Here is a 12,025-nt window from a genome sequence, read left to right as displayed (position 1 = left end):
TCGTTTATCCATCCTTGTCCGTCCGGAACCATGATTCCGGGTCCACTGGGCTGTTATCCTGTCTTACTTCTATATAGAGCGTTTCTGACCAGTCAGTTCCAGTGCCATCACCGCTTGTTGACATAATAGCGCCGATTTCCGGAGTTTCACCCGGCATCAAACCTACCGGAGTACCCTCGGGTATCACTTCCCCGGTCAGACCATATACCTCTTGCAGACCTGAGAACACGAATAGCAATCCGGGCTGGGGTTCAAGGATCACAAGATTCCCGAGATCCAGCAAGGGCCCGCGGTAACGGATCGTGGCAGCCGTTGGCGCGGTGACCAATGCGCGGGGTCGCGTGCCCAGCACCAGCCCGGGGCGCGTTACCCCCGCTGCGTCCGTTTCGCCCGCCCAGTGCAGCATGACCCCTTGTGCGGGCAAGGCGATTTGACCTTTCCGGCCCGAGACATCTGCATTTGTATCTTCAATCTCACCATCGGTGATCTCGGATAACCCACTGGCAAACCCATCCAGCGTTTCGGTCGAGGATATCAGGATCGCTGTACGCACAGGATCTTCTACGAAACGGCGAGGCAGATCGGTCCGGTCCGCTATCGCCTCACTAAGCTGCGTGCGGGCATCCTGAACACCCTCCAACCCTTCGGTCAGCGTATTGGCAGCGTTTTGTTGAAGCTGTCGCAGCGTCTGTACCTCTTGCAATTCGTTTGCAAGCGCCTGAGCCTGCGCGTTCAACCCAGGCGTGACTTCGGACAACATCATACCAGTGCGCGCGGCCCCAAGTGGGCCGGACGGGTGCAGCATAAGTACCGGAGGCGCGGTGGTTTCGATCGTCTGCAGAACACCTAACAGCTGCGCCACCTCCTGCTCTTGTACCTGCAATTCTGCAGTCAATTGCGCCTCGCGCAAGGCCGCGCGGCGCAGGCCGTCGCGCATGGCGCTCAGACCAGCCTCGTAGGCTTTTATGGTTTCGGTCAGAGCTTTGACCCGGTCGCGGGCAGATTCGGCCTCAGTCAACGCGATCGAGGCTTGCTCCAGCATCTCGGCCGCTTCTAGTGCCGCCTTTGACGGGCTGGTTTGGGCGACGACAGGGGTGGCCCAAACCAGCGCTGCAGCAACGATCGGGTGCAATCTCATGTCAGCAAGCTTTCCCCTGTCATTTCAACGGGTTTAGGCAATTCCATAAGCTGCAACAAAGTTGGAGCAAGATCGGCCAAGCGCCCATCGCGCAGGCTTGCCCATTCGGGGCCGCCGACCAGAACAACAGGCACGGGATTCAGCGTATGCGCCGTATGTGGACCGCCCGTTTCCGGATCGACCATCATTTCACAATTACCGTGATCTGCGGTCACAATCATCGCACCCCCGACCTGCTTCAGCGCTGCAACCACCTGCCCCAGACCTTGATCAACAGCTTCACAGGCTTCAATCGCAGCTTGCAGATCACCGGTATGACCAACCATATCTGGATTGGCGTAGTTGGTGACGATCAGATCATATCCGCCGTGGATCGCCTCGACGAACTTTTCTGTCACTTCGGCCGAGGACATCTCGGGCTGCAAATCATATGTCGCCACTTTGGGCGATTTGGGCATGAAGCGATCCTCGCCACCCTCGGGCTGCTCTTTGCCACCGTTCAGGAAGAAAGTGACATGAGGGTACTTCTCGGTTTCGGCCAGCCGGAACTGGCGCAGGCCTTGCTTGGCAACCCATTCGCCCAGCGTGTTCACGATATCCCGCTTGGGAAATACGGTCGTCATATAATCGTTATGGCCATCGGAATACTCAACCATGCCCAGTAACGCCGACAACTGCGGGCGCGGACCGGAGTCGAACTCGGCAAAACCGGGCTCCCCAATTGCCCGCAGGATTTCTCGGGCACGGTCGGCGCGGAAGTTCAGGCAAAAGAACCCGTCACCGTCCTTAATACCGGAATAACCAGCAAGAACCGTGGGCGCGATAAACTCGTCGGTTTCGGATTGGGCGTAGGCATGGTCGACGGCCTCATGGGCCGAGGCCACGGTGCGCCCCTGACCTTTGACTATTGCGTCATAGGCCTCGGAGACGCGTTCCCAGCGATTATCGCGGTCCATGGCAAAGTAGCGCCCACAGACGGTGACGACCTTTGCGCCATCGGGCAACCGGTCTTCGAGTTCGGCGATGTAGATAAAGGCCGATTTCGGGGCCACATCGCGCCCGTCGGTGATCGCATGTAGCGCCACAGGCACACCCGCATCGGTAGCCGCTTTGGCGGCAGCTACGATGTGATCCAGGTGCCCGTGCACGCCCCCATCCGATACCAGCCCCATCAGATGCGCTGTCCCGCCTGCAGCTTTCACCTTAGCGATGAAGCTCTGCAGCGCCTCATTGTGAAAGAAAGAACCGTCTTCTATGGCTAGGTCAATCTGCCCCAGATCCATCGCAACCACGCGCCCAGCCCCGATATTGGTGTGACCAACCTCGGAATTACCCATCTGACCACTAGGTAGACCCACATCCGGCCCGTGCGTTATCAGTTGCGCATGAGGACCTTCAGCCATGAGAGCATCAAAGGTTGGCGTATTTGCCAGATAAGGCGCATTGGCCTTGGTGTCGTCGGATAGGCCCCAACCATCAAGGATACAAAGGACAACGGGCTTTGGGGCGGTCATGAAAGCTCTCCGATTGAGGCGGCGTTGCTGTCTTCTACCCCCTGCCCGCTCAAGGTTGAACCGTCATTAGGGCCGCGAATGAAGAATTAATCTGTCTTGTAGTCCCCAAAGGGTCGCGCTTTGCGGTTGCGGTATTTAACGGTCAGCTCAAGCGGCATCTCGTTTTCGTCGTAAATACCGATCACCACGCCTGTTCCTCGGCTTGATCCACGCATGTTTAGCAGTTGTTCTTCCGACCGGGTCGTGCGCTGCGACTGGCGCCGCGTCCAGGTGAACAGGTAATCATACATCTCGGCGATGATGTCTGCATGTTCATCGCTTTCGCCCAGGTCCGTCAGCTCGCTCGGATCATTCTCTAGATCAAACAAAAGCGGGCGATAGCCCCCTTCACAATGGATCAGCTTCCATTTCTCGTTTGCAACCATGAACATGACCGCATCCCGAACCGAGGCGTTCAGTGTCTGCGCAATGGGGGATGCGGAGTAGTCGTACTCACAAATCACCACATCGCGCGGAGTGCTTTCGGCCTGACCGTGCAGGATGGGCAGCAATGAATGCCCCTCCAAAATGTGCCCTGCAGGTTCACCGCCTGCGATGTCTAAAAACGTAGGCGCTAGATCGATGGATTCGACCAATGCATCGCATGTGGTGCCGCGCGTGGCATCAGCCTCGGGCGATGGATCATAGATGATCAGCGGCATTTTGGTCGAGGCGTCATGGAAGAAGGTCTTCTCTCCCATCCAGTGATCGCCCAGAAAATCCCCGTGGTCCGAGGTCAGCACGATCATCGTGTCCTGCATTCGTCCGGTCTGTTCCATCCAGTCAAACAGCCGCCCCATTTGGTCGTCAGCCTGCTTGATCAGGCCCATATAGGCTGGAATCACGGCCTCGCGTACATCCTGACGCGAGAAGGTCTGGCCGATTTTCGTATCTATGAACGCTTTCAGCACCGGATGAGCGTTCTGCCGTTCAGCTTCGGACCGAATGACAGGCAGAACGTGTTCGGGACCATACATCGAGGCGTAGGGTTCTGGCACAATATAGGGCCAATGCGGTTTGATATAGCTGAGGTGGCAGCACCACGGCCCCTCATGGTTTTCAATGAACTCCATGCCGCGAGAGGTGAGATAAGGCGTTTCGCTGTCTTCCTCGGCGATATTCGCGGCCTCTGACGAATTCTTCAGGAACCAACCCGAAAGCACATTGCCCTCTTCATCCAGCCCCGAATTGGCGAAGTCGTGCCAGGGGTTGTCACTCTCATAGCCTTTGTCTTTCAGATACTCGTTGTACCTTTTGGCGCCATCCGGGTCATAAAACCCATCCGGCCCTTCGGGGCGCATCCCGTCATCGCGCTCAAAGACATCAAACCCGCATTCAGCGACGCGTGCCCCGATCAGGCTGTCGGGCTCAAGCCCCAAACGAGCCATACCCTCGGCGTCTGCGCGCATATGAGTCTTGCCAACCAACCAGCAATCCATCCCTGCCTTGCGCAAGTGATCGCCCATGGTGACCTCACCAACTTTCAGCGGGATTCCGTTCCATGACGCGCCGTGCGAATGCACATAGCGGCCGGTATAGGTCGACATACGGGAACTGCCGCAGATCGGAGACTGGATGTAGGCCCGCGTGAACCGCACACCCATCGAGGCGAGACGGTCAATATTTGGCGTATGCAGATGTGGATGCCCGTAGCAGCTGAGATAGTCCCAGCGCAATTGGTCGAACATGATGAAGAGGACGTTCTTGGCTTTGTTCATGCCAAGAGGGTTATCCTAGCCTTCCATCTGTTGCAGCATCTTTTTCGCACGCTTGCACTGCAACTGGTCGCGCAGAGGGCTGTCGGGATCGATATCCTTTTGGCAGACCACACATTTATCGGCACCCGAGATCGCGTTCAGGCCACCGCAGCTGCCTTTGATGGTTTTGCCCATCAACATCACACCCAGCGCCATGCCAACCATGACGATCAGCAACAGGAAAAAGGCCAGAATAAAGGTGCTCATAGCGGTTCCTACCGGTCAGTTGGTCCCCAGCGCATCCTTGAAGGCGCTGCTTTGTACGGTGATATAGGCTTCTTCTCCGCTTGTCACATCCCGAGAGATGAAGAACACGGCAAGTTTATGCTCTTCGGCCAGTTCCAGACCCTTTTCCAGACCCAATGCTAGCATCGCCGTTGCCCACGCATCCGCCATCATGGCGTTGTCTGCTAAAACAGTAACCGAAGTGGTGCGATGAGTAATCGGGCGGCCCGTCGTCGGGTCAATGATATGCGAATAGCGCACCCCGTCCTGTTCGAAGAAGTTCTTGTAATCACCCGAGGTCGCCATTCCCAGATTGTCGAGCGGCACGATCAACTGGATTGATTGCGCGCCAGTCTCGGGTTTTTCGATCCCGATCCGCCAGCTTTCGCCTTTGTCATTCGCGCCCATGGTCACCAGATCACCACCGATCTCGACCATATAGTTCTCGATCCCGGCCTCGCGCAGCTGTGCGGCAACCGCATCGATGCCATAGCCTTTGGCGATCGCAGACAGGTTGATCCCGACTCCGGCATCTGACTTGGCCATAGTGCCCGCTCCGCGATCCAAGTCTAACAGCCGCGCTTGCCCCACTTGCCCAAGCGCTGTCGCGATCTCGTCATCTGCCGGAATTGGGTCTTCAGGTTTTCGCGGTCCAAACCCCCACAATTCGATCAGCGGACCAAGGGTAACATCAAACGTACCACCGGATTTCTCGTGAACCTCATTTGCGGCCTCGATGACGAAGGCAAATTCGTCTGACACTTGCATGGGGTCCGTGCTGCCTGAGGCCGAGAAGGTCGAGACCTCGGAATTCGGGTCCCAGTTGGACATCTTGGCATTGACCTGCGCCAGGGTCTCCTGAACCGCTTGCCCCAGCGCTGCTTCGTCTAAATCATCGCCGATTGCGGTGATATTGAACGTGGTTCCCATCGTCTCGCCAGACAGGCGCACCACATCCGGTTCTTTGCCAAACAAACAGGCCGAAACAGTCAAAAGTAAGGCCAGTGCGATCAGTGGGCGCATGGTGCAATCTCCCGGGAGTGTTCTTGCCCGGCATATGCCAGTGAGCCTGTTCAGAGTCAAACCGGCCTCAAATCTTGAGCGGCAAAAACGCCAATGTGAAAAGTCCGATTGCTGCCGGGATGCCAAACAGCCAAGCGCGCTTTTGCCAACCTTCCGGTTGCTGTTTCCAAACCATGCGAAAATTATGGCCGCAGACCACCACGATAAAGAATATCAGCGCGGCAACTGGTGGCGTCAGATACAGGTTGCTCACAAGCAATTTCCTTTTGAAGTGGCCAAGTTACGCCGGTTTTCGAAATTGCACCCTATACAGGGCCGGTCCCTGCGGTAAGGTAGGTTGTAAGGACAATACCGGTGAAAGAGGAAACCGCCCATGGCCCCAAGCTCTTACCAGCCTCCGATACGCGGCGACAAGGCCGCGGCGACAACCCGCAGTCAATCAGTTGAGACCAATCTGTCGCATACCCAGACAACGGTTGCGAAACTGATGGAAGGTAAAGGGGATGCCGTTTTTTCGGTGCGGCCCAACGACACGATTCACTCGGTCGTGGATATCTTGCGCGAAAAACGCATCGGGGCTGTTGTTGTGACAGATCAGAATGGTGCCCTGCAGGGTATCCTTTCCGAACGTGATATCGTGCGCCGCATGGCGGAAACGCCCGGCCAGACCCTACCCCAATCCGTGGCTGATCTTATGACGACTGAGGTAAAAACCTGCAGCCCCGAAGATTATCTGAACGACGTGCTGAAAACCATGACCGAAGGCCGGTTCCGGCATATGCCCGTACTGAGTGATGGAAATCTGCGCGGGGTGATCACCATTGGCGATGTGGTTCATTTCCGCTTGAAAGAACTGGAATATGAAGCACTTAGAATGAAGCAAATGATCGTAGGCTAGCGACTTACACCGATACGCGCGCGATTCCGGTGTGCGCGGTCGAGATAAATCGGACAGAACCAGGCGAGATTTCCGCAGCCGTCAACTGATCGGTGATGAACGCACCTGTATCAATCGAAATGACATCATGCTCGACCCGAGCTTCGTCGACGATGGTATGGCCATGCACCACCCATTGCTCGTCTTTCCGGCGTTTCTTGCGGAACTGAGGATGCCCCCAAAGGCAAGTTCTGTCCTGTTGCCGATCGACCGGCTGCGAAGGATCAAGCGCGGCATGAACAACCGTTACATTCCCGCTCGTCCAGGTCAGCGGCCGATCATGCAGCCAGTCCAAAAGCGGTTGTCCCATCGCTTGCTGCAGTTGTTCGGCAACGGCTTGCGGGTTGGACTGGTCAATATCAGCAAGCCCAAACGAAGCCAAAGTCTGAGCACCGCCATTATACAGCCAGACACGCTCCATCCGTGTTGGATCAGACAAAAACCCAAGCAGCATATCTTCGTGATTGCCTTTCAGGCAGATCGCCCGGGTTTCAGGGTTCGTGTCGAGGTGGTGTAGCTGACGCAACACCTGCGCGCTGTATCCGCCCCGGTCAACATAGTCGCCTACAAACACCACCGGACAGTCGTTATCCAGCGCAGGTAGGAGCCGTTGTAAAAGATCCAACCTCCCATGTATGTCTCCGATTGCGTAGAATTTTTCTGTAGGCGCCAATGAATACAGATTCACCGGCTGATCAGACGGTGTTTGAGATGCGATAAGCCTTTTGATCCATCCGGTTAACATAAGACCTGCTGCCTAATGCGGAAAAATATGGAGCAGCATTCGCCAAATGCAGACGTTGATATTGGCAGCCTGCCCAACATCAGACCTAAAAATGAAAATGGTCGGTCCCAAGGGTTGGAACCGACCGATGCTGTTTATCCGCCGAAATCATCGAGCATGATGTCTTCGCGGTCCACGCCCAGATCCAGCAGCATGTTGATGACCGACTGGTTCATGATTGGCGGACCACACATGTAGTATTCGCAATCCTCGGGTGCGGGGTGGTTCTTCAGATATTCCTCGAACAAAACGTTGTGGATAAAGCCAGTGTAGCCTTTCCAGTCATCCTCGGGCTGGGCGTCCGACAACGCAACGTGCCATTCGAAATTGTCGAATTCCTTGGCCAGCGTGTCGAAGTCTTCGACAAAGAACATCTCTTTCTTCGACCGCGCGCCGTACCAGAAGCTGATCTTGCGGTTGCGGTTTTCAAGGCGTTTGAGCTGGTCAAAGATATGGCTGCGCATTGGGGCCATACCAGCACCACCACCGATGAAGACCATCTCTTTTTCTGTCTCGCGAGCAAAAAACTCGCCAAAGGGACCTGAGATTGTGACCTTGTCGCCCGGTTTCAGGTTGAAAATATACGACGACATCTGACCCGGAGGGATACCTTCGGACCCAGGAGGGGGCGAAGCCACGCGGACGTTCAGCATGATCATGCCTTTTTCATCCGGATAGTTTGCCATGGAATAGGCGCGTTCGATCGGTTCGGCGACGACGGATTTGTACTGCCATAGATTGAAGCGATCCCAATCCTCGCGGTATTCTTCTTCTACGTCGAAATCCGTATAGGCGAGCTGGTGTGCAGGCGCTTCGATTTGGATGTAACCACCAGCGCGGAAGTTCACGTCCTCACCTTCCGGGAGGTCCAATGTCAGAGCCTTGATGAAGGTCGCTACGTTCTCGTTCGAACGCACCGTGCATTCCCATTTTTTGACGCCGAAGACCTCTTCGGGAACTTCGATGTCCATATCCTGCTTGACTGCAACCTGACAGGATAGCCGGTCACCACAAGACGCCTCGCGCTTGGTGATGTGGCTTTCCTCGGTCGGCAGGATCGAGCCACCGCCGGAATGCACGCGCACGCGACATTGCGCGCAGGTGCCACCACCACCACAAGCGGAGGGTACGAATAGCTTCTCTGCCGCAAGCGTCTGCAGCAGCTTGCCACCCGCCGGGACCGAGATTGTTTTCTCACCATTGATGGTGATGTTCACGTTACCGGTTGAAACCAGCTTGGACCGCGCCGCCATGATGATGGCAACCAGACCAAGAACGATAACGGTGAAAAGGGCTACACCTAAGCCAAAGGTTTCCATTCCGCCCTCCTTACAGTTTCACGCCCGAGAAGGACATGAAGGCCATCGCCATCAGTCCAGCGGTGATGAAAGTGATGCCCAGGCCTTGCAGACCATCGGGAATGTCCGAATACTTCAGCTTTTCCCGAACACCCGCCATCGCAGTAATCGCCAGAGCCCAGCCAAAGCCAGAGGACAGACCGTAAGTCGCCGCTTCGGCAAAATTGTAGTCGCGTTCCACCATGAACAGTGAACCACCCAAAATGGCGCAGTTTACAGTGATCAGCGGCAGGAAAATCCCAAGCGCGTTGTAGAGCGGGGGGAAGTACTTATCCAGCACCATCTCTAGGATCTGAACCATCGCTGCGATCACGCCGATATACGAGATCAGTCCAAGGAAAGTCAGGTCCACATCCGGGAAACCTGCCCAAGCCAGCGCACCTGGTTTCAGCAGATAGTTCAGCAGCAGATTATTCGCCGGCACGGTGATGGCCTGCACCACCATGACCGAGATGCCCAGACCCAGCGCAGTTGAAATCTTCTTCGAAACAGCGATGAAGGTACACATCCCCAGAAAGAAGCTGAGCGCAAGGTTTTCGACAAAGATGGCCTTTACGGCCAGTGAAATCAGACCTTCCATCAGTGGGCCTCTACCTGCTGGATTTTGTATTCACGCTCTTCCACCTGGTTCGGCTTCCATGTGCGGAAGGCCCAGATGATCAGACCGATGATGAAGAAAGCCGACGGCGGCAGCAGCAGCATGCCGTTGGGCACATACCAGCCGCCGTTGTTGACGGTCTCCAGAATGGTGACACCGAACAGTGACCCGGCGCCAAACAGCTCACGAATGAAGCCGACCAGCAGCAGGATCAGACCATAGCCCATGCCGTTGCCCATGCCGTCGATAAAGGACGCGACCGGGGGGTTCTTCATGGCAAAGGCCTCGGCCCGGCCCATCACGATACAGTTGGTGATGATCAGGCCGACAAAGACCGAAAGGGTTTTCGAAATCTCAAACGCATAAGCCTTGAGGATCTGGTCCACCAGGATCACCAGCGAGGCGATGATCACCATCTGCACGATGATCCGGATTGAGCCGGGGATCTGGTTGCGCAGGCACGAGATGAAGAAAGACGAGAACGAGGTCACGAAGATCACCGCCAGCGCCATCACCATAGACACCTGCAGTGACGAGGTCACCGCCAGCGCCGAACAGATGCCCAGCACCTGCAGCGTGATCGGGTTGTTGTCGACAAGCGGGTCGACCAGCATCTCTTTCTTGGTCTGAGACATCAGAGCTCTCCTGCTTGCAGTTTGGCCAGGAACGGGGCGTAGCCCGCGTCGCCCATCCAGAATTTCACCAGGTTATCGACACCAACCGACGTCAGCGTGGCACCAGCCAGCGCATCGACATAGAAATCGGGGCCTGCCGCAGGCTGCGACTTGGCAACGGTGATTTGCAGATCGCCTGCATCATCGCGCAGCTTTTTGCCATTCCACAGCGCCTTCCAGCGAGGATTGTCCACCTCGGCGCCAAGGCCCGGTGTCTCACCGTGCTGATAGAACTGCAGGCCGTAGATATCGTTGCCGTTGTTTTCCAGCGCGATGAAACCATAAAGCGTGGACCAGAGGCCATAACCGTGCAGCGGCAGGATTACCTTATCAAGCGCGCCTGCATCATCACGCAGCAGATAAATCACGCGGTACTTGGACTTGCGCCCGATCCCAGCCGGGTCATCGTCCAAAGCGACGCTCAGTTCTGGATCGCTGGCAGCAGCGATATCATCAAAGGTGGTCGCGTCGAACTGATCGTCAACGAATTCACCTGTAGACAATTCCAGTACATGCGGCTCAAAGGCAGCGAATGCCTCGGTCACATCAATGCCTGGTTCGTAGATGCCGGCAACTTGCAGAACGTTGACTTGCTTATCCTTCAAACGGTTGATTTCCTGCACCGGGCGCAGGCTGACCGCAGCAGCAGACACGACCATCGAGGCTACAAGGCAGACGGCAACGGCAACAAAGATAGTCTTGCCAACCGAATCTGGCGAAGCAGCCAGAAACTTGGCAATCGCTCCCTTGGGTTCATTGGATTGCGTATCAGACATGGCGACGCGCCCTCCGTTTGATGTTTGCCTGGACGACGAAATAGTCGATCAGCGGCGCAAAAACGTTTCCGAACAAGATTGCCAGCATCATACCTTCTGGGAAAGCGGGGTTAATGACGCGGATCATCACAACCATGATACCAATCAGCGCGCCATAGATGTAGCGGCCCATATTGGTGTGACTGGCCGAAACGGGCTCAGTTACCATGAACGCCAGACCAAAGGCGTAGCCCCCAAGAACGATATGCCAGTACCAAGGCATCGCGAACATCGGATTTGTGTCCGATCCGATCAGATTCAGCAGAAGCGTGAAGCCTATGGTGCCCGCAAGACAGCCCACAATCAGGCGATAATTGGCAATCTTGGTCGTCAGCAGGAAGGCCAGGCCGATCATGCAAGCCAGCGTCGATGTCTCTCCAAAGCTACCCTGAATTTGCCCGAAGAACGCATTGGCCCAGGTGATCCCGTCGGCGGCCAGTGCCTGAACGCCTTCAGCAGCGGAGATGCCCAATGCAGTCGCACCGGAAAATCCATCCACCGGGGTCCAGACTGAATCCCCCGACATTTGCGCGGGATAGGCGAAATATAGGAAAGCGCGTCCGACCAGCGCTGGGTTGAGGAAGTTCTTGCCCGTGCCGCCAAATACTTCCTTACCGATCACGACACCGAAAATGATGCCTAACGCGACCTGCCACAATGGCGCTGTCGCAGGCATAATCAGTGTGTAAAGCATCGAGGTTACTAGAAAACCCTCGTTGACCTCATGGCCGCGCACAGTGGCGAAGATGACCTCAAAAATACCGCCCGCAACCAGTGTGGTAATGTAGATCGGAAGGAAATACATCAATCCATGCATCACATTGGCGAAAATGCTGTCAGGGTTCAGCGAGATGCCGAACACCTGCAGGATCGCAATCCGCCAGCCTGTTGCCGAATCCGTTCCCAACGTAGCAATGGCCGAGTTTGCCTGATAGCCAGTGTTATACATCCCCCAGAGGATTGCGGGGATCGTAGCAATCACGACATAGGTCATGATCCGCTTCATATCCACGTAAGAGCGCGCATGCGGCGCGACGGTCGTGACGGTTTTCGGAGTGTAGATAAAACTTTCCACCATCTCGTAGATGGGGAAATATTTTTCGTACTTGCCGCCCTTGGTAAAGTTCGGCTCGATCCGATCGAAGAAGCTGCGCAAACCCATG

13 protein-coding genes are annotated in these 12,025 nt (G+C 55.9%); 1 reads left to right on the top strand and 12 read right to left on the bottom strand.

The features are described from left to right. Nucleotides 1-4: 4 nt before the first annotated feature. From ACR0I1_RS09550 to ACR0I1_RS09525, 6 genes are all read right to left on the bottom strand, one after another. On the bottom strand, nt 5-1,138 hold the full coding sequence (locus tag ACR0I1_RS09550) for a murein hydrolase activator EnvC family protein (protein ID WP_480706130.1): 1,134 nt from the start codon (nt 1,136-1,138) through the stop codon (nt 5-7). Continuing rightward, the gene (gpmI, locus tag ACR0I1_RS09545) at nt 1,135-2,652 is read right to left on the bottom strand and encodes a 2,3-bisphosphoglycerate-independent phosphoglycerate mutase (protein WP_480706129.1); all 1,518 of its coding nucleotides are present in this window, start codon (nt 2,650-2,652) and stop codon (nt 1,135-1,137) included. Before gpmI ends, ACR0I1_RS09550 begins: the two co-directional genes overlap by 4 nt. An 86-nt stretch (nt 2,653-2,738) precedes the next feature. Further along, complete coding sequence (locus ACR0I1_RS09540) at nt 2,739-4,409, bottom strand: sulfatase-like hydrolase/transferase (RefSeq protein ID WP_480706127.1); 1,671 nt, start codon at nt 4,407-4,409, stop codon at nt 2,739-2,741. A gap of 15 nt (nt 4,410-4,424) precedes the next feature. Beyond that, nucleotides 4,425-4,655 (bottom strand): (Na+)-NQR maturation NqrM, encoded by a 231-nt coding sequence (gene nqrM / locus ACR0I1_RS09535; protein ID WP_170393970.1) that lies wholly within the window; start codon nt 4,653-4,655, stop codon nt 4,425-4,427. A 15-nt stretch (nt 4,656-4,670) separates the two neighbouring features. Beyond that, the gene (locus tag ACR0I1_RS09530) at nt 4,671-5,696 is read right to left on the bottom strand and encodes an FAD:protein FMN transferase (protein ID WP_480706125.1); all 1,026 of its coding nucleotides are present in this window, start codon (nt 5,694-5,696) and stop codon (nt 4,671-4,673) included. Nucleotides 5,697-5,763: 67 nt separating this feature from the next. Next, nucleotides 5,764-5,949: a hypothetical protein gene (locus ACR0I1_RS09525; RefSeq protein ID WP_480706123.1), complete on the bottom strand. Its 186-nt coding sequence runs from the start codon at nt 5,947-5,949 to the stop codon at nt 5,764-5,766. A 120-nt stretch (nt 5,950-6,069) separates the two neighbouring features. Here ACR0I1_RS09525 and ACR0I1_RS09520 point away from each other — a divergent pair, with 120 nt between their 5' ends. Beyond that, on the top strand, nt 6,070-6,594 hold the full coding sequence (locus ACR0I1_RS09520) for a CBS domain-containing protein (protein ID WP_480706121.1): 525 nt from the start codon (nt 6,070-6,072) through the stop codon (nt 6,592-6,594). 4 nt (nt 6,595-6,598) lie between these two features. Here the strand turns inward: ACR0I1_RS09520 and ACR0I1_RS09515 are convergent, their stop codons facing one another. The 6 genes from ACR0I1_RS09515 to ACR0I1_RS09490 form a co-directional block, all read right to left on the bottom strand. Then, nucleotides 6,599-7,378, bottom strand: coding sequence for a metallophosphoesterase (locus tag ACR0I1_RS09515; protein ID WP_480706119.1), 780 nt, complete (start codon nt 7,376-7,378; stop codon nt 6,599-6,601). 134 nt (nt 7,379-7,512) lie between these two features. Beyond that, entirely contained in the window at nt 7,513-8,736 is a 1,224-nt protein-coding gene (nqrF, locus tag ACR0I1_RS09510) for an NADH:ubiquinone reductase (Na(+)-transporting) subunit F (RefSeq protein ID WP_170393981.1), read from the bottom strand. Nucleotides 8,737-8,746: 10 nt separating this feature from the next. Continuing rightward, complete coding sequence (gene nqrE / locus ACR0I1_RS09505) at nt 8,747-9,355, bottom strand: NADH:ubiquinone reductase (Na(+)-transporting) subunit E (RefSeq protein ID WP_050603817.1); 609 nt, start codon at nt 9,353-9,355, stop codon at nt 8,747-8,749. Beyond that, nucleotides 9,355-10,008, bottom strand: coding sequence for an NADH:ubiquinone reductase (Na(+)-transporting) subunit D (locus ACR0I1_RS09500; protein ID WP_152460184.1), 654 nt, complete (start codon nt 10,006-10,008; stop codon nt 9,355-9,357). The genes nqrE and ACR0I1_RS09500 overlap by 1 nt, the downstream gene beginning before the upstream one ends. Beyond that, nucleotides 10,008-10,823 (bottom strand): Na(+)-translocating NADH-quinone reductase subunit C, encoded by an 816-nt coding sequence (locus ACR0I1_RS09495; RefSeq protein WP_170393983.1) that lies wholly within the window; start codon nt 10,821-10,823, stop codon nt 10,008-10,010. Before ACR0I1_RS09495 ends, ACR0I1_RS09500 begins: the two co-directional genes overlap by 1 nt. Then, the gene (locus tag ACR0I1_RS09490; protein ID WP_480706117.1) at nt 10,816-12,024 is read right to left on the bottom strand and encodes an NADH:ubiquinone reductase (Na(+)-transporting) subunit B; all 1,209 of its coding nucleotides are present in this window, start codon (nt 12,022-12,024) and stop codon (nt 10,816-10,818) included. The genes ACR0I1_RS09495 and ACR0I1_RS09490 overlap by 8 nt, the downstream gene beginning before the upstream one ends. Nucleotide 12,025: the final 1 nt, after the last annotated feature.

Source organism: Ruegeria sp. B11, from assembly GCF_056539785.1.
The sequence above is the reverse complement of the archived record's forward strand: the minus strand, read 5'-3'. Positions and strand labels throughout refer to the sequence as shown.